The 15911-nt window shown below is 59.9% G+C and carries 20 protein-coding genes; 18 read left to right on the forward strand and 2 right to left on the reverse strand.

The genetic code is table 11. The features are described 5' to 3' along the window. The first annotated feature begins 417 nt into the window (after positions 1 to 417). The 15 genes from DU29_RS0114100 to DU29_RS0114170 all read left to right on the forward strand — a co-directional run bounded on the left by DU29_RS0114100 (position 418) and on the right by DU29_RS0114170 (position 12940). Entirely contained in the window at positions 418 to 1131 is a 714-nt protein-coding gene (locus DU29_RS0114100) for a DUF5983 family protein (protein WP_028622300.1), read from the forward strand. Between the two features lie 309 nt (positions 1132 to 1440). Beyond that, a complete protein-coding gene (locus tag DU29_RS0114105) occupies positions 1441 to 2241 on the forward strand; it encodes a hypothetical protein (RefSeq protein ID WP_028622301.1) in 801 nt (266 codons plus the stop codon). A gap of 83 nt (positions 2242 to 2324) precedes the next feature. Further along, complete coding sequence (locus tag DU29_RS0114110; RefSeq protein WP_028622302.1) at positions 2325 to 2687, forward strand: DUF3085 domain-containing protein; 363 nt, start codon at positions 2325 to 2327, stop codon at positions 2685 to 2687. Between the two features lie 143 nt (positions 2688 to 2830). Continuing rightward, positions 2831 to 3673 (forward strand): Nin-like protein, encoded by an 843-nt coding sequence (locus DU29_RS0114115; RefSeq protein WP_028622303.1) that lies wholly within the window; start codon positions 2831 to 2833, stop codon positions 3671 to 3673. A gap of 319 nt (positions 3674 to 3992) precedes the next feature. Continuing rightward, a complete protein-coding gene (locus DU29_RS0114120) occupies positions 3993 to 4544 on the forward strand; it encodes an STY4534 family ICE replication protein (protein ID WP_028622304.1) in 552 nt (183 codons plus the stop codon). A gap of 263 nt (positions 4545 to 4807) precedes the next feature. Beyond that, entirely contained in the window at positions 4808 to 5635 is an 828-nt protein-coding gene (locus tag DU29_RS0114125; RefSeq protein WP_028622305.1) for a DUF932 domain-containing protein, read from the forward strand. Between the two features lie 494 nt (positions 5636 to 6129). Next, positions 6130 to 6285: a hypothetical protein gene (locus DU29_RS1000000132840; protein WP_158249416.1), complete on the forward strand. Its 156-nt coding sequence runs from the start codon at positions 6130 to 6132 to the stop codon at positions 6283 to 6285. Positions 6286 to 6363: 78 nt separating this feature from the next. Beyond that, positions 6364 to 6672 carry a hypothetical protein gene (locus DU29_RS0114135; RefSeq protein WP_028622306.1) on the forward strand — a complete coding sequence of 103 codons (309 nt, stop codon included), beginning with the start codon at positions 6364 to 6366 and terminating at the stop codon, positions 6670 to 6672. A gap of 235 nt (positions 6673 to 6907) precedes the next feature. Further along, entirely contained in the window at positions 6908 to 7492 is a 585-nt protein-coding gene (gene pilL2 / locus DU29_RS01000000129905; RefSeq protein ID WP_081832493.1) for a PFGI-1 class ICE element type IV pilus protein PilL2, read from the forward strand. Further along, positions 7489 to 8145: a hypothetical protein gene (locus DU29_RS0114145; protein WP_028622307.1), complete on the forward strand. Its 657-nt coding sequence runs from the start codon at positions 7489 to 7491 to the stop codon at positions 8143 to 8145. Before pilL2 ends, DU29_RS0114145 begins: the two co-directional genes overlap by 4 nt. Before the next feature lie 9 nt (positions 8146 to 8154). After that, entirely contained in the window at positions 8155 to 8898 is a 744-nt protein-coding gene (locus DU29_RS0114150; RefSeq protein ID WP_028622308.1) for a TIGR03759 family integrating conjugative element protein, read from the forward strand. Then, positions 8877 to 9464, forward strand: a complete 588-nt coding sequence (locus tag DU29_RS0114155; RefSeq protein WP_028622309.1) for a transglycosylase SLT domain-containing protein — start codon at positions 8877 to 8879, stop codon at positions 9462 to 9464. Before DU29_RS0114150 ends, DU29_RS0114155 begins: the two co-directional genes overlap by 22 nt. Continuing rightward, positions 9461 to 10012 carry an integrating conjugative element protein gene (locus DU29_RS0114160; RefSeq protein WP_033050504.1) on the forward strand — a complete coding sequence of 184 codons (552 nt, stop codon included), beginning with the start codon at positions 9461 to 9463 and terminating at the stop codon, positions 10010 to 10012. The genes DU29_RS0114155 and DU29_RS0114160 overlap by 4 nt, the downstream gene beginning before the upstream one ends. Before the next feature lie 10 nt (positions 10013 to 10022). Then, a complete protein-coding gene (gene traD, locus DU29_RS0114165) occupies positions 10023 to 12194 on the forward strand; it encodes a type IV conjugative transfer system coupling protein TraD (protein ID WP_028622311.1) in 2172 nt (723 codons plus the stop codon). Further along, a complete protein-coding gene (locus DU29_RS0114170; RefSeq protein WP_028622312.1) occupies positions 12191 to 12940 on the forward strand; it encodes a TIGR03747 family integrating conjugative element membrane protein in 750 nt (249 codons plus the stop codon). Before traD ends, DU29_RS0114170 begins: the two co-directional genes overlap by 4 nt. 15 nt (positions 12941 to 12955) lie before the next feature. On the opposite strand, the gene DU29_RS0114175 is transcribed toward DU29_RS0114170, so the two are convergent. Next, positions 12956 to 14245: a type II toxin-antitoxin system HipA family toxin gene (locus DU29_RS0114175; RefSeq protein WP_028622313.1), complete on the reverse strand. Its 1290-nt coding sequence runs from the start codon at positions 14243 to 14245 to the stop codon at positions 12956 to 12958. Further along, the gene (locus DU29_RS0114180; protein WP_024718120.1) at positions 14242 to 14565 is read right to left on the reverse strand and encodes a helix-turn-helix domain-containing protein; all 324 of its coding nucleotides are present in this window, start codon (positions 14563 to 14565) and stop codon (positions 14242 to 14244) included. The genes DU29_RS0114175 and DU29_RS0114180 overlap by 4 nt, the downstream gene beginning before the upstream one ends. A 377-nt stretch (positions 14566 to 14942) precedes the next feature. On the opposite strand from DU29_RS0114180, the gene DU29_RS0114185 reads away from it, so the two are divergent. From DU29_RS0114185 to DU29_RS0114195, 3 genes are read left to right on the forward strand one after another with little or no spacing between them, the layout of a single operon-like run. After that, on the forward strand, positions 14943 to 15299 hold the full coding sequence (locus tag DU29_RS0114185; RefSeq protein ID WP_028622314.1) for an integrative conjugative element protein, RAQPRD family: 357 nt from the start codon (positions 14943 to 14945) through the stop codon (positions 15297 to 15299). Further along, the gene (locus DU29_RS0114190; protein ID WP_028622315.1) at positions 15296 to 15529 is read left to right on the forward strand and encodes a TIGR03758 family integrating conjugative element protein; all 234 of its coding nucleotides are present in this window, start codon (positions 15296 to 15298) and stop codon (positions 15527 to 15529) included. The genes DU29_RS0114185 and DU29_RS0114190 overlap by 4 nt, the downstream gene beginning before the upstream one ends. A 16-nt stretch (positions 15530 to 15545) precedes the next feature. After that, positions 15546 to 15908 (forward strand): TIGR03745 family integrating conjugative element membrane protein, encoded by a 363-nt coding sequence (locus DU29_RS0114195; RefSeq protein WP_028622316.1) that lies wholly within the window; start codon positions 15546 to 15548, stop codon positions 15906 to 15908. Positions 15909 to 15911: the final 3 nt, after the last annotated feature.

The raw sequence follows: 15911 nt of genomic DNA on the forward strand, positions 1-15911 counted from the left end.
CTTACGCGAATTCAAACCACCACGCCTATGGCGCATCGTCTTCTGGAGGCTCCCATGGCACTGTGCAGCAAATCACGACTGTTCGAGTTCGGCGGCCATGGCTGCGTCATCAGCAACGAGGTGATATTCCACCCACGACTCAACACAGGCACTGAATCTCGGCGAACAACTGCGCGAGGTCGTGCTGCAGAACCAGATCGATGAAACATCGTGCCTACTCAAGCGCTAGACGGTGAGCCTGCTTGTCGGCATCTCCGACCTGCATATTCGAGCGATCCTGCGAGCGCGCGTTGCGCAGCTTCTGCCTGATACCTCCAACGCTGAGTGCTTCGACTGAAGCACCTGCATTTATTCACCCACTGGGACCCCATCCCCAGTTGGGGATGGGCTCCGCCTAACCTCTGCTGGAGAAATACCATGTCTCAGACTCCCAATCCTTTCATCCGCGGCTACCAAAACCTGCATGTCGTTCGTACTCTCTGCATCACCTATGAGGACGACAGTCCGCCAGTTTGGCGACCACTCCATCCCAGCCAGGCACATCTCCGCGATGATCAGGCCGCACAGTTTCCCTGCATTCTCTGCAATGACTTCGTCCTGATCACGGAAGGCCAGGAGGTCGGAGACGACCTTGAGGCACAGTGCCAAACCGAAGGCATCGTCCGCTCTGTGATCTACGCCGTCCTCGGCAGCGATGCCGGGCAGCCCATCCACATCGGCGATACCTACGCCGCTGAGAACGCACGGGAAGTTGTACGGCGCCTGACTTTTGAGACCGGCTTCTACAGCCGATGCTGGGAAATCAGCACGGCGCACATCACTGAAGAAGCTGGTTGCTACCTGACAGAGCTTGCAGACATCGCCACGCCGATCGGCTTTCTGTTCGTCGTTTTCCGGATCCCATACAGCCCGGCGATCGGCGTCAAGGTGATTGCCACGCCCTGGACCGATGCCAACCTGCAGTACGTCGAAGGCATCACCGCCGAGCAGTTGCGGCAGGAACAATGCGACAAAGGCATGCCAGAGTCGCTGGTGAATGTTCTTCATCTGGCCGCGCTGGCTGATGTCCGCATCCTGATCTTCGACGCCGACGCACCGGTACTCGACGGCTTGCCGTTGTACGAAGAATGACTCTTGCCACGACATACCTTCTAGCCCCTCAACCGAGGGGCTTTTTTCTGCCCGGATGAAACAACCAATGCGGGGCACGCCGGTTGCCGATTGACGCGGGCCTGCCGCCGCATGGCGATGTCATTCTGCGCACAGGTTTGCTGGCGTAGCCGGCACCATCCCAGGTAGTCGAGACCTTCAAGACTTCGGTGCGGCTTTGCGCGCTGGTCACTGTACTCCCTGATGCACGCAGCATCTATTTACTCACCCCCCAAGGGATACCCTCCCTTGCGGGCAGGAGTCCCTTGTTTTCCTCAAAGGAGTCTCCCCATGGATCACTCATCCATTCGCACGCAGATACCAGCGTTGGTGTCGGCCCATGTTCCGCGCAATGTTCGCAGCTTCAAGTTCCGCATCTACGAAGACCTTCCGCAGGAATCCTCGCTCGGCTTCCGTATGGACCCGCAGCCCTTCGAGGGCAAAGTTGTCGCCAAGACCGATCAGGTCATTGTGGTCAAGATCGGTCGTGCCGAATTCGCCGTACTGGATCGCCACCAGGTGAGCCAGGAACCCGACGAAGGCACCAAGGTACAAGTCCAACCCTATGTTCGTCGCCGCTTCGACGGTCTTCGCGCGGATACGCCCGAAGAGCGCATAGAAGTGGCCTCGGACGGCACTCCCTACACGGTGAAGACACACATTCTCGGATCAGCGCCGGCCAAACTGCCGGCCCCTGAACTGCGTTGCTCGGAGTTGCAAGACTTGGTTCATCAACTGGAGCAGTTGCCCGCTCCCGATGGTTTCCGGCGCATCACCCACCTCCTGGTGGATGCCGAGGCCAGGGATTTCACCTGGGTCGACCCGTTGCCCAACAACATCATCGAGACGCCACCCGCGATCAACTTCACGGTCTCCACGCAGAAATTCCAGGGCCGCGTCACGGTGCTCTATGACCGTGCCGGCGACCATTACGCCGTGGAGTTGCGCCACGCTGATGAACTCATCCAGCGCGTGGACGAGGTGTACTTCGACATGCTCGGCGAAACGCTGGAACACCTGATCGACGACGGGCATTGGCGGCAGATCCAGGTGGAAATCCTGTCGGACGGGCGCAAGCCGATTCGGCACTGATCAGTCGGCCAACGCCACTCCTTACCTGTCCAGCTTCCTGCCTTCCTGGCGGGAAGCATTTTCCTCAAGCAATGGAGATCACCATGTTGCGATTCAAAGGTACAAATTTGCGTCCCGTGCTGGCCGAGGCTATCGCTCACAAGGGCCGCCTCATCCTCGCCAAGGATCATGGGGTGTATTTCCTGGCCGAGTTCGGCGAGCGTACACCCGATGGGCAGCAAAAACTGCTGGCCTACGCCGTTGGCTGCGATCCCGACATCGATCCGTTCGATAACTGGTGGGAACTCGCCCGCACCGAGCTTGGCGGGGATGACTTCGGGGAGTTTCTTGATCCTCACGATGCTGTCTTCACCCGCATCCTCAACAGTGAAGACGATCTTGAATTGTCGGCCACGCCGACCCAGCTTTCGCTGCAAGCCGTTGCGTCCAAGCCTGGTAAAGGCTAGCTCACCACCTGATCACAAAGCCTCTATTTAGGGGCTTTTTCTGAACAGCGGCCATGTGACCGCATGCCTGTCTCTCGTTCCTTTCACAAGGAGCGCCCTCTGCCGTCGGTGCCCGCCGGCACGCCAGCCTGGAGACAGCCCACATGCGCGACCCGTTCAAGATCGACCAGCCCACCTGTATCAGTTTCAGCGCTGGTCGCACCAGCGCCTACATGCTGTGGCGAGTGTTGCAAGCCAATGCGGGCCGGCCTATCGATACCGTGGTCTGCTTCGCCAACACCGGCAAGGAAGTGGAGGCCACGCTGCGTTTCGTGCGCGAGTGCAGCATACGGTGGCAGGTGCCGATCCAATGGCTCGAATACCGCGATGCGTTGCCCGGCTTCGCGGTGGTCGATTTCGCAAGCGCCAGCCGGCAAGGCGAACCCTTCGAGGCGCTAATCCGCAAGCGCCAGTACCTGCCCAACCCGGTAGCTCGGGGCTGCACCACCTCCCTGAAAATCCGTGCAATGCACAAGTTCGTACGCAGTTTGGGCTGGACCGATTGGGATCAGTTCATCGGCATCCGGGCTGACGAGCAGCGCCGCGTGGCGAAGATCAGGACGCGCGGTCATTCCACAGAGTCCAGCAGAGAGACGATGTGCATGCCGTTGGCCGAGGCTGGCGTGAGCGTGCGCGAGGTGACCGCCTTCTGGCAGGCCCAGCCCTTCGATCTGGAATTGCTGACCGTGAACGGCCGCACGCTCGAAGGCAACTGCGACCTGTGCTTTCTCAAGCCACAGGGACAGCGGCTGGCACTGATCAAGGCCAAACCGGGGTCCGCCGTCTGGTGGATACGTATGGAGTCTTTGAATCTTGCCAGCAAACCCAGCGGCGCGCGCTTTCGCAACGATGGCCCGACCTATGCCGACTTGGCCCGATTCGCCGCCCACCAGCGCGACATGTTCGATTCCGACAAAGAGTCCATCGCCTGTTTTTGTGGTGACTGAACAATGGGGATGCGCGCCAGTACCGATTTCCGGTAGCGGGCACATCGCACGGGTGCCACGTTACAGCCATGTTCCGCTGACGTTGTCAGCAACATGCCCAGGTGGTCACGATCTTCAAGACTACGGCGCGGTTCCGTCCGCGTTGATCAATCCAGTTCGCACTCGGCATCCCAGATGCGAACGCCCATCGAGTCTTCGATGGTGATGCCAATCTAGTTGTACCGGATCCCAGGATCCATCAACCCACGCGGGGGTTACACACCTCCCGTCCGGGTCGGTGTGTCTCCGCACTCTTGTCCTTCAAGTCTGGAGATTCACCATGACCACTTCATCCGAAAAAACCTTTTTTGATCTTCACATCACCGGCCTCGGTTATCTCAATCGCGTTCGCGAAGTGAAGCCAAAGAAAGGTGATCCGTTCCTGGCCTGCGATATCGCAGCGCTCAATGGTCCGAGCGACGACGTCTCGTACGTGCGTTTTGATACGCGCGTTTCGGGCTCGGAAGCACAACATCTGGTTCGTCGCTGCATCGAGGCCGTCGAGGCTGAGAAGAAAGTGATGATCGGGTTCCGACTCAGCGACCTGTGGGCCGACACCTTCACTTACTCCAAAGGTAAACGTGCAGGCGAACAGGGCGTGAGCTTCAAGGCCCGTCTGTTGTTCATCAGTTGGATCAAGGTCGACAGTGCTTTGGTTTACAAAGCCGAGCCGAAATCGACCAAGGCCGATGAAAGCGAATCGCAAGCCCCTGCGGCTTCCGAAACGCCTGTCACCCAGGAAGCACCCGCCTCGGAAACCTCCGAGCCTGTCGCAGAACCTGTCGACGAAGCCACCGATGCGCAAGCACCAGCACTGGCCGAGTCGTTCTAATCCGTAACGCCGGGGTGGTCCTTCGATTCAACCCTCGTGGGGTTGACTTCGGGCCGACATAAGCCCCGGCCTTCCTTCATTGCCTGAATGGGTTATTACGCCAATGGCGTATCCATCCGCATCGGTACGACCGACATGCAGATGGGTTTCTCCCTGCCAATTTTCGTCCAGCCCCTGCATTGCAGGGCTTTTGTCCTATGCACTCGTGTTCGCCTGGCTCCATGCCAGTCGTTGCCGGCTGCTCAATTTTCAAGGAGTTTGTCATGCAACTTGCATCTCGTTTTGCATCACGTTCCCCAGTGCTACGTGCTGATCATCCGCTGTCCGATGACCAGATCCGCGCAATCGCCCCTTCCATCTTCGCGGAAAACCCGCATGAAAGCCGTTCCGAGCGGTACAGCTACATACCGACCTGCGCTGTACTGGCGAAACTACGCGATGAAGGGTTCGAGCCCTTCATGGTGTGCCAGACCCGCGTGCGTCACGAAGACCGTCGTGAATTCACCAAGCACATGCTCCGGCTTCGTCATGCGAGCCAGATCAATGGCAAAGAGGCCAATGAAATTATCTTGCTCAATAGTCACGACGGCACGAGCAGCTATCAGATGCTGGCTGGCATGTTCCGCTTCGTCTGCCAAAACGGTCTGGTGTGCGGCAACATCGTCGGCGACGTCCGTGTGCCTCACAAGGGCAACGTGACGGAACATGTCATCGAGGGCGCCTATGAAGTCCTGCGTGGCTTCGACCAGGTACAGGACTCCCACGAAGCCATGCGAGCTATCACGCTCGACGATGGCGAAGCAGAGGTCTTTGCGCTCTCGGCACTGATGCTCAAGTACGACAGCCCGGACAAGGTGCTGCCGATCACTGAAAGCCAGGTGTTGGCGACACGCCGGTTCGATGACCAACGCACGGATCTGTGGTCGGTGTTTAACCGAGTACAGGAAAATCTGGTCAAAGGAGGTCTGTCTAGTCGGACCGCCAACGGTCGCCATCAACGCACACGCCCTGTGCAAGGCATCGATCAGAACGTGCGCCTCAATCGGGCGTTGTGGTTGCTGGCCGAAGGTCTGCGGCAACTCAAAGCTTGACCGCACGCTGACTGCGCCCACTCCGGGCAGAGTCCGCGGTTCTCACACATCGTTCCTGCCAGAGCGTTCTTCAATCCCCAAGGGGCTGTACTGGCCTCGCGGGCTGGTGCCGTCCCTGCTTCTTCGAAAGGACATCACCATGCCTCATGTATCCGCCATCCAACCGCTACTGCGCATCGACGAATACCCAGACCTGATGGCCGACGGCTGTGCTAGTGATGTTTGTCTCCCGGTAGCCCTCGTGTCGCCTCAATCCACAATCGGAAGCAACCGCCTGTTCAAAGGTAGGCGATCGATTTCTTCATCCCAAAGGAGCTTTACCATGAACCTTCGATACCTTCCACGTCTGCGCTCCGCGCGGCCCTCCTCTGCCCCCAGGTTTTCAAGCGGCCCCCTGAAGCTCAGCGACAGAATGCAGTCGCTGGACAGCAAGGGACTGATCGCCCCCCAACGCTTTCTGCATCGCCATTTGCACGGTGACTGGGGCGAACTTGATGAGTCTGAGCGCCGTGCCACCAGTGCTGCTCTTGAGTCCGGGGGCATTGGCCTCACGCTATCAAGTGACGCCACGATTGGCGTTGGTGGTTATCACTGACGAGCAACGCAGTCTCACGATCATTCAATTACTCGTCGAGGCAGTTGCACCCTGAAGGCCGAGATTGTCGGTTTATCCACCTGTTGGGGCCCATCACCCCAAGGGTGCTGTGGTCCTCAACAAGGAGACTTCCATGGCACATTCATCCAGAAACCACCGCCGCCACTCCAAGCTGCTGTTTCCGGTTGGCGCGTTGATCTTCAGCAAGGGCGTCGATCGCCTGATGCGTGAAGGTCGCCTTGATCCAATGCCGTTCTTTCAACGTCATGCGCATGGCGACTGGGGCCAGGTTTCCGACGAGACCTGGTACGCCAACAACGCCGCGCTGAAGATCGACGGGCAGCTCAATTCATTCTACGTGGTCACCCGCGAAATCAGCCTTAGCATCATGTCCGAGGCCGACCGCAGTGCCACCATGATCCGGCTACCGTCGGAACGCTGAGGCCGCTCTTGCAATTATCTACCGACTTCCGGTCGCCAGTACCGGTCAGTCACTTTTTTCACCGCCCCGGGGCCTAACTCGGCCCCTGCCCCCCCTGTCCCCCTTGGCCTAAGGCAGAGTTTCCGAGCGAGGTCAAAGGCATGATCAATCTGGTGACTCGGCGAATCCTATTGTTTGCTGATACACCGGCCTTGTGAGGCGATGGTGTCGGTTCCACGCTCCAGAGAACTGACCGATGCCAGCATTCAGCCAAAATCACCCCAGCAGGGTCTTACTCTGCCTGCTGATGACAGCCGCTCTGGCCAGTTGCACGACGGCATCCGCTCCGACTCCACCCACTCCGGTTGAACCCGCAGAGAAAGGTCCCAGCACGTCCACGCGCGGGGTGCCGGAGTTCATCTCAGTGGTGCGTTATGGTCGGTACACCCTGGTCGAGTTGGCTCCGGTATCAGCGCAACAGGACCTGCTGCTTCAGGTCGTCGACGTGACCGTTCCCGGCACACGCACAGCCACCGTTGGGGACGCCCTGCGTCATGTCCTGCTCCGTTCTGGCTACCAGTTGTGTTCCAGCAGTGATATCGCAGCGCTGAATGCGCTCCCGCTACCGGCTTCGCACTACCGACTGGGCCCGCTGTTATTGCGTGATGCCCTGCTCACGCTGGCCGGTCCTGCCTGGGATCTGGAGGTCGACGACGGCGCACGCCGGATCTGCTTCACACGCGCAGTGCAGCCCACCACCGGTGGTGCACTTCCCCAATCCGGACCGGTCGCCCCTGTCGACATAGCGCGGCCTCCATTGAAAACGGAGGCCAGGCCATGAGGGGATTTCAATCCACCCCAGGCGACTCCCTCAGCATGCTGTTACGTGCGGCCAGCATCGCATGGCTGACCCTCATCAGCGCAGCCACGATCGTCAACCACGTCTCGCTGTCGAGTCTGGCCACCCAGGCCAGAGCCAACGCTCAGGCCAGCCAGGTTGTTGCCCTGGAAACCCGTCTGACTGAGCTGAGCCAGCGCCTCGACTCATTGCAGAAACAGCCTGTCGCCTTGACCCAAGCCCATTATGAGGCTGATAGCAAAGCTCTTGCCCAACGGATGACCGCCGTTGAAAGCGGGCTTGATCAGCGTCTGACAGCAGCCAGCCTTTCCTCCCTGGAAACACGCATCGACCAATTGACCAGTCGTCTGGATAAACCCAACCAGACGACTCCAGTATCGGTACGCGCCCGTGTGATACACCCGACAAAACCGACCCAAGCAGCGAGCCTACCGTTCACGGTTATGGGGACCGAGCTTCGCGGCGGCGAACGATTCCTGTCGATCCTGCCAACCGGCACTACCGCCTTTTCCGAGATACGCGTCCTGCGTCCCGGTGAGACCGACAGCGGCTGGCGCCTGCAAGCCATCGATGGCCAGACCGCCGTGTTCCAGCGCGAGAACGGTGGCCAGATGCACCGATTGACGCTGCCATAGGGGCTCCGGATGAACAGCAATCTTGTTTTCCGCGCGTTAACGCTGAGCCTGATCGCCTTCTTTAACTCTCCGGTGATCGCACAGAACGCTCTCACGATTGCCTCCACCGTCGCGCCCAGCGAGGAACAAACAGCGACCTCACGCGTCAGCGACGAACAACAGGCCCGTGACTGGGGGTTGCACACGGAAGAATGGGCTCGCTATCGCCAATTAATGCAGGGACCGCTGGGCCTCTTTTCGCCCAACCTCGACCCATTGACCGCACTTGGCATCGAAGCGCGCTCCGACAAGGAGCGCCGTCGCTATGCCGAGTTGCAGGTTCAGGTTGAAGCCCGCCGCGCCGAAAAGACGCTGGCATACCAGCGGGCCTACGACACCGCCTGGCAACGTCTACACCCGGGCATGCAACGTGTCACCCTGCCCGGCCATACTCCAGGCAATTCCTCCACCACCGTCAACAGCACGGACCGCATCGCCGTGTTCATCAAGGACGGCTGCGCGCCATGTGGCCTGGCGGTTCAGCAGTTGCAGGCATCTGATGTCGGCTTCGACCTCTACATGGTCGGCAGCCGCGCCAACGACACGCTCATTCGCGACTGGGCGAAGCGAGCCAGCATCAATCCAGATCGCGTACGCAACGGTTCAATCACGCTCAACCACGATGCCGGACGCTGGCTGTCTTTGGGCCTGCCGGGGGACCTGCCTGCCGTTGTGCGGCAGGTCAATGGCCAATGGCAACGGCAACGGCAATGACCCGCTGGCGTCATCTGCTCGTGGTACTGGGCTGGATGACCATCATCGCCCCCGCCGGCGCGCAGGACGTACCGCCTCCGGCGTACCAGATCGCCGCGCACCGAGCTGGCATTCCCTCTGCGGTGCTGTATGCGGTGGCGTTGCAGGAGAGCGGCCTGCAACGCGATGGCCGGCTGGTGCCGTGGCCCTGGACCCTGAATGTGGCGGGCGTATCGCGCCGTTTCAGTTCCCGCGCCAAAGCATGTACGGGTCTGCAAAAGGCGCTGCGGGAGGCTCCCCCCACACGGGTCGACGCCGGCCTCGGCCAGGTCAACCTGGGTTATCAGAAGCACCGCTACCCGCAGCCCTGCGATCTACTCGACCCGTATCGCAACCTCGCTATCGCAGCGGAAATTCTGCGCGAACAGCACACCGACGGCGAGGACTGGCTGCTCGCCATTGGACGCTACCACCGCCCGGCAGGCGGGGCAGCGGCTGCCCGCTACCGCATGAGTGTGCACAAGCACCTGCAGCGCGTGCTCGGCGGCGCCCTCGCTGAAAACTCCCCCAGGAGAAAACCACTATGAAGCTCCATCCTCCTCTGCGAATCGCCGCCCGATCGCTGTTCGGCCTGCTATGCCTGGCCACCGGGGGAGCGCTCGCAGACGCCGCCTCGTTGATCGTGGTCGAAGATCGTGGCGGTGTTTCGGCATGGCCCTACTACCAATCACTGAATCTGCGACCCCACCAGGACCAGCCGTTAGCCCCGTCCCTCGCCGCACCTCATCCGTCACAGCAACGTTTCAACGAAACAGACATGCTGCCGGTTCGTTCCGGACGCCTGTCGCCGGGGGAGGAGCCGCGCAGGGTCATCCAGGCCCCCGGGCTGCGGCCAATGTTTCTGGTCGGCGATGACGACCGCTCGCGCCAATGGTTACGCGAGCGTGCAGCAATCCTGGGCGAATTGAATGCGGTCGGCTTGGTCGTCAACGTGGCATCTGCAGACGCACTTGCCACCTTGCGCGGGCTGGCCCCGGGCCTGACACTATCGCCGGTATCGGGCGACGATCTCGCAGAACGTCTGGGGTTGCGCCATTACCCCGTGCTGGTCACTGCCACCGGCATTGAGCAGTGAGCCACTCGCCATGGCCCAGCCTCATGCGGTGGAAGTCCTGCTACGGCCAGCGGTGGAGCTGTACACCGTGGCCGTCTGCGCCGCTGCCGCGCTTCTGTGCCTGGTGGCGCCATGGTCGCTGGCGTTAAATCCACTGCTGGGCCTGGGATCAGCCCTGGCGTTCCTGCTGTTTGGCATTATTCGGCTCCGTGAGGCATGGTTCATCCTGCGCTATCGGCGCAATGTCCGCCGTCTGCCGAAGTACGTGATGACCAGCCGTGCTGTGCCGGTCAGTCAGCAGCGCCTGTTCATCGGCCGAGGGTTTCGCTGGGATCAGCGGCACACGCATCGGCTGATGCAAACGTACCGCCCCGAGTTTCGTCGTTATGTGGAACCCACGGCCGCCTACCGCATCGCCCGCCGTTTGGAAGAGCGGCTGGAATTCGCACCCTTTCCACTCTCAAAACTTGCCCGACTGACGACCTGGGACAGCCCATTTAATCCGGCGCGGCCGCTACCTCCAGTCGGTGGCATGCCGCGCCTGCATGGCATTGAACCGCATGAGGTGGACGTCACGCTGCCGCTGGGGGAACGGGTTGGGCATTCACTCGTCCTGGGCACCACGCGGGTGGGCAAAACAAGACTCGCCGAGCTGTTCATCACCCAGGACATCCGGCGGCGTAACGCAGCCGGCGAGCATGAAGTGGTCATCGTCTTCGACCCCAAAGGCGATGCAGACTTGCTCAAGCGCGTGTATGTCGAGGCCAAACGCGCCGGACGCGAAGGCGAGTTCTATGTTTTTCATCTTGGCTGGCCGGATATCAGTGCGCGCTACAACGCCGTGGGCCGGTTTGGCCGCATCAGCGAGGTGGCCACGCGCATTGCCGGCCAACTCTCCGGCGAGGGCAACTCTGCGGCGTTTCGCGAGTTCGCCTGGCGCTTCGTCAACATCATCGCCCGTGCACTCGTCGAGCTGGGGCAGCGGCCCGACTACCTGCTGATCCAGCGGCACGTGGTGAACATCGATGCCTTGTTCATCGAATACGCCCAACACTACTTCGCGAGCAACGAGCCGAAGGCCTGGGAAGTCATCGTGCAGATCGAGGCCAGGCTCAACGACAAGAACACTCCCCGCAACATGATCGGCCGCGAGAAGCGCGTCATTGCGCTCGAACAATACCTGTCACAGGTCAGGGTCTACGATCCGGTGCTGGACGGGCTCAGATCTGCGGTACGCTATGACCGCACTTACTTCGACAAGATCGTCGCCTCGTTGCTGCCCCTGCTGGAAAAACTCACGACCGGCAAGATTTCTCAGTTGCTGGCCCCGGACTATGCCGATCTGGCCGACCCCCGTCCCATTTTCGACTGGATGCAGATTATCCGGAAGAAGGCCGTGGTGTATGTGGGCCTCGATGCGCTCTCGGATGCCGAGGTTTCAGCCGCCGTGGGCAACAGCATGTTCAGCGACTTGGTGTCGGTCGCTGGACACATCTACAAGTTCGGTATTGACGATGGTCTACCCGGCACGGCGTCTGGGGTCAAAGTACCGATCAACGTGCACGCCGACGAGTTCAACGAACTGATGGGTGATGAGTTCATCCCCATGGTCAACAAAGGCGGCGGTGCCGGTCTCCAGGTCACCGCCTACACGCAAACGCTCAGTGACATTGAAGCGCGTATTGGCAACCGCGCCAAAGCCGGTCAGGTGGTCGGTAACTTCAACAATCTGTTCATGTTGAGGGTGCGGGAAACTGCGACCGCCGAATTACTCACGAAGCAACTGCCGAAGGTTGAGGTGTACACCACCTCACTGATGAGCGGCGCCACCGACAGCTCCGACATTCACGGCAAGACCGATTTTACCAGCAACACCCAGGACCGCATCACGACGACGAGTGTGCCCCTGATCGAACCCGCCCATGTTGTCGGCCTGCCCAAGGGGCAGTGCTTTGCACTGATCGAAGGCGGCAACCTCTGGAAGATTCGCATGCCGCTGCCGGCACCCGACCCTGACGAAGTGATGCCTAGGGACCTGCAGCAACTTGCTGGGTACATGCGCCAACACTACGTCGAGGCGGGTGACTGGTGGGACAGCAAAGCACTACCGGGCCTGCAGGATGCCCCCCTGCCTGATGACCTGCTTGACGGGTTCCGGCATATGGCGACCGCCGAAGTGGATGCTGAAGAGGCGCAACCGTGAGTGACCCGGCCAACACAGCGCAGCGCCAGCAGACCCAACAGCAGGGTTTGATCACCGGCATCATCACGCTGCCATTCCGGTTTGTGGCCGTGCTGTTGGGGTCTTTGTTTCTGTCCATCGTGATCGAATGTGTGGGTATGCACCTGTTCTGGGCCGATCAAGGCTGGCGGCACGCGCAAGGCATGCTGGACTACGAACTGACGCAACTCTCACAACACTTCACACGCAGCGCCGTGGTGCAGGAGCCGGGACAAACGGCGTCCTGGTTGGTAGAAACGGCTTACCAATGGGTGTTCGTCAAAAGCGGGCTCATCGACTGGATGCGCGATACATCCGCCAAGGCCAGTTCACCCAGCCAGGGAGCGGGTCGGGATTTTCGTTTTTATCTGAGTCAGGTTTATGTGTACCTGGAGAACTATCTGATCGCCAGTGCGTACACGCTACTGGTGTTCCTCGTCCGGCTGCTGGTGCTGGTACTGACCATCCCACTATTCCTGATGGCAGCATTCGTCGGTCTGGTCGATGGTCTGGTGCGGCGGGACATCAGGCGTTTTGGTGCGGGCCGTGAATCCGGCTTTGTCTACCACCGGGCAAAGGCCAGTCTGATGCCGCTCGCCGTCATGCCTTGGGTCCTTTACCTGACCCTGCCCGTCAGCGCACACCCGCTTCTTATCTTGCTTCCCTGCGCAATTCTGTTAGGTGCCGCAACAGACCTCGCAGCAGGCAGCTTCAAAAAATACCTATAAGTGCTGACCGGTATTTCAGGCCAGTAATGCCTGCGCCGCCTCCATTTGCTCGTGCTCAAACGCTGGAGCAAAATCGTCCAACTCGCTCGCTTGCAACCCCACCACTGCACTGAGCGCAATCTGCCGCCAGTCCAGCACGGCGTCATACACTTCTGCCAGCACGGCCAACGCATCCTCCCGACTCAACGAAAAATAGGTGCTCCGCGCCAGCAGCATCTCAAGATCGGTGATCGGTCCATCCTCCTCCGACAGCCAGGTTTTCGACTCTCGCTCTTTGTCCGGGAAGGGATTGACGTCGAATGCCGGTGCCAGCCGCCATAGCCCCTTTTCCACATGAAGAAAGCCATGGTTCTGCAGGTGGTCATCCACATTGGTGATCAGTAGGTTAAAAACCAGTCGCCGCCACAGCTGCTGCACATCTGCGGTCGGTGCATGCCCCACGGAACGGATAGCATCGGCGATTTCGGTATAGCTTCGATCCTCTTCGCGCGACGCCTGCAGCAAAGACGCGGCGGACTGGTATGGAATACGCCCATCAGCACTATCGCGATCGAAACGGCGGATGATAGCGACCGGTACGCCATCCAGCTCTATGATACGGGCCGGCGCGGCATTGATACCTGCTTGTTTTGCCAAGCATAAGGCCAGCACTTCGCCGCGCGTCACGCTACGGGTGTCGCCCACGCTTGGGAATTTTCCAATGGCGAGTGCACCATCCTCATCGACTACCGTGCTCTTGGGGCGCATCCCGCCGAGCGATGTGCCTTTGCCCTGAAGGTAACGCAAATCTTCAGTGCTCTCCTGACCTTTCTCAACTGCCCGGCTGGCCTGGTAGATGCGCTGCAATTCCAGCAGTGGCGGTGTAGCGCGCCGTCCATCTTCAATCGTCCGGCAATAATGTCCATTCTGATCGCGCAGTCTCAGCGCGCCGATCCGGCTGAAATCGTCAACCGCCAGCAGGTAGTCCATCTCTGTCAGCGACGCGAGCGATGGATTACCCTTACGACGCTTGGCATGGTCACGTGCGATGACCCGGCGTCCCCAAGCGTCCGGTGCTGTATCGGCAATGGCGAAATGAAAGACCGAATCGTGAGCTGAGGGAGCTCTACGTGGCTGATAACCCGAGATCAGGCTGAGATCGGCAGAAACATTGAACCCCTCCTGATTCCCCAACCATCCCTGCTCATAGGCAAAGGTGGTGTTCTCGCGGCGCCCCTGTTTGACGTAAATAAGAGTGCCAACAGGTATTCCCGCCTTACCAAGACAGACCTGGACTTGCTGGCGAACTGAAGTAACCGATTTCATAATGCCCCCGATGCCGGCGGTTTACTGCGTACCCGTTTAGGCAATTGTTCATCCATCAGCGTCAGCCCGATGTCGTCGTGCGCCGTATCCAGCAGGTTGGCCAGCGCCTGTACCTCACCGAACACGTGCAAGGCGCGGGCGAAGAAATGAATAGGCACCCGCATATCCCCTTTCTCCATGCGCCGAACAGTGGATACAGAAGCCCCCATTCGCTCTGCAAGCGAGGCCTGTGAAATCCGTCGACGCCTGCGTGCAAGCTCAATGTCGCTGCCGAGCTTGCGGAGCGCCCGCTCGACGGGTAACGGCAGTGGTGTACTCATTTATCATCCTCATAGGAATTCTTAAGGCCATTATCAGCTCCCATGAGAACAATTACCTCACGTCTCGTTACTGTTGTCAATAAACATCCCACGGGAGCGCTAGTAAGCGATTAGCAGTCCAATCAGAATGCTAAAGTGAAATCTGAAAATATATCAGCCCTTAGCGTCCACGATTTCGATACGCAGAGACACAGATGAAGAGATAGCTGTTCTGCGATGAAACAGTCGCCCATACCACTCTCTTCAGAATGCACAACGCAACACCACCGAAAAAATGTATGTAAGGAAAGTGGTGAGGAGTAACTCCCCATTGTTTGCGGCTTTCCACCAGCCATCCCCGCAGCATCGAGCCATTCGAGTCCATCGGAAATGGCGCAATGGCAAGGTTTCACAATTCGGCTTACGCATGGCGACGTCCTGTCGTAGCGCTGCTGCTCACCAGTATCTTCATCACTCAGCTCGCCGCCGCAGCTGACGATGGGTATGAGCGTGAACACCTGGCGGCCGTCGCCCGCCAGCTCGACCTGCTTGACCGTCTGGCCAAACAATCCGCCAGCACCGCCCCCGAGTCACGATCCCGCTATCACTTCGACTATCGGCGTCTGGACGCCGACCTGCAGCGCATGCGGTCGGGCATCAACGACTACCTGACGCCCCAGCGTGCACAGCCACGCGATCCCTCGGCACTGCTTGGCGATTACCGCCAGGACGCCGAACAGGGGGATGACCGATGAACGCCAACCAGCTTGCCGCCTTTCAGGCCAATGCAGGCTTCACCCCCTCTGCTGTCGCCGGCGTACTGCTCGGTGTCGTGTTCGCAGTCCTGCTGCTGTGGGGCGTATGGGCCCTGCGCACAGCCTATGTCGGCTGGTCGGAACAGCGGATTTCCCAGCGTCAGTTCCTCGGCGTTGCGGTGAAATTTATCGCGATGTACGTCGTGCTGACTTTTTTCCTGCTCTCCTAACGCAAAGGCTCACATCATGAACCCGCTCTCGCATCGCTTGCATTCGGCACGTATGGCCGTCCTGGCCACGGCATCCACACTCGCTATGCTGCCATCGCTTGCCCAGGCCGATCTCCCAACACTGGAAGACCCATCACGGGGCACCGGCTCGGGCATCATGGAGACGCTGCGCAATTACGGTTACGACATCGTGATGCTCGTCGCCTTGCTGGTGGTCGCCTCGATGTTTGTCGGTGTCTGCTACCACGCCTACGGTACCTATGCGGAAATCCACACGGGCCGCAAAACCTGGGGGCAATTCGGCCTGACGGTGGCCGTGGGCGCCGTCCTGCTGGTCGTTGGTGTCTGGCTGCTCACTGAAGCCACCGGCGTGCTCTAGGAG

Origin of the sequence: Pseudomonas sp. Ant30-3 (assembly GCF_000690905.1) — a bacterium.
Classification (GTDB): domain Bacteria; phylum Pseudomonadota; class Gammaproteobacteria; order Pseudomonadales; family Pseudomonadaceae; genus Aquipseudomonas.

What these genes read in the sequence shown, in the direction of transcription:
- DU29_RS0114115 (WP_028622303.1), top strand. Translation starts at nt 2,831, where the DNA reads ATGCGCGACCCGTTCAAGATCGACCAGCCCACCTGTATCAGTTTCAGC.
- DU29_RS0114105 (WP_028622301.1), top strand. Translation starts at nt 1,441, where the DNA reads ATGGATCACTCATCCATTCGCACGCAGATACCAGCGTTGGTGTCGGCC.
- DU29_RS0114150 (WP_028622308.1), top strand. Translation starts at nt 8,155, where the DNA reads ATGAACAGCAATCTTGTTTTCCGCGCGTTAACGCTGAGCCTGATCGCC.
- traD (WP_028622311.1), top strand. Translation starts at nt 10,023, where the DNA reads ATGGCCCAGCCTCATGCGGTGGAAGTCCTGCTACGGCCAGCGGTGGAG.
- DU29_RS0114190 (WP_028622315.1), top strand. Translation starts at nt 15,296, where the DNA reads ATGAACGCCAACCAGCTTGCCGCCTTTCAGGCCAATGCAGGCTTCACC.
- DU29_RS0114185 (WP_028622314.1), top strand. Translation starts at nt 14,943, where the DNA reads ATGGCAAGGTTTCACAATTCGGCTTACGCATGGCGACGTCCTGTCGTA.
- DU29_RS0114175 (WP_028622313.1), bottom strand. Translation starts at nt 14,245, where the DNA reads ATGAAATCGGTTACTTCAGTTCGCCAGCAAGTCCAGGTCTGTCTTGGT.
- DU29_RS0114120 (WP_028622304.1), top strand. Translation starts at nt 3,993, where the DNA reads ATGACCACTTCATCCGAAAAAACCTTTTTTGATCTTCACATCACCGGC.
- pilL2 (WP_081832493.1), top strand. Translation starts at nt 6,908, where the DNA reads ATGCCAGCATTCAGCCAAAATCACCCCAGCAGGGTCTTACTCTGCCTG.
- DU29_RS0114195 (WP_028622316.1), top strand. Translation starts at nt 15,546, where the DNA reads ATGAACCCGCTCTCGCATCGCTTGCATTCGGCACGTATGGCCGTCCTG.
- DU29_RS0114135 (WP_028622306.1), top strand. Translation starts at nt 6,364, where the DNA reads ATGGCACATTCATCCAGAAACCACCGCCGCCACTCCAAGCTGCTGTTT.
- DU29_RS0114145 (WP_028622307.1), top strand. Translation starts at nt 7,489, where the DNA reads ATGAGGGGATTTCAATCCACCCCAGGCGACTCCCTCAGCATGCTGTTA.
- DU29_RS0114100 (WP_028622300.1), top strand. Translation starts at nt 418, where the DNA reads ATGTCTCAGACTCCCAATCCTTTCATCCGCGGCTACCAAAACCTGCAT.
- DU29_RS1000000132840 (WP_158249416.1), top strand. Translation starts at nt 6,130, where the DNA reads ATGAGTCTGAGCGCCGTGCCACCAGTGCTGCTCTTGAGTCCGGGGGCA.
- DU29_RS0114180 (WP_024718120.1), bottom strand. Translation starts at nt 14,565, where the DNA reads ATGAGTACACCACTGCCGTTACCCGTCGAGCGGGCGCTCCGCAAGCTC.
- DU29_RS0114155 (WP_028622309.1), top strand. Translation starts at nt 8,877, where the DNA reads ATGGCAACGGCAACGGCAATGACCCGCTGGCGTCATCTGCTCGTGGTA.
- DU29_RS0114125 (WP_028622305.1), top strand. Translation starts at nt 4,808, where the DNA reads ATGCAACTTGCATCTCGTTTTGCATCACGTTCCCCAGTGCTACGTGCT.
- DU29_RS0114110 (WP_028622302.1), top strand. Translation starts at nt 2,325, where the DNA reads ATGTTGCGATTCAAAGGTACAAATTTGCGTCCCGTGCTGGCCGAGGCT.
- DU29_RS0114160 (WP_033050504.1), top strand. Translation starts at nt 9,461, where the DNA reads ATGAAGCTCCATCCTCCTCTGCGAATCGCCGCCCGATCGCTGTTCGGC.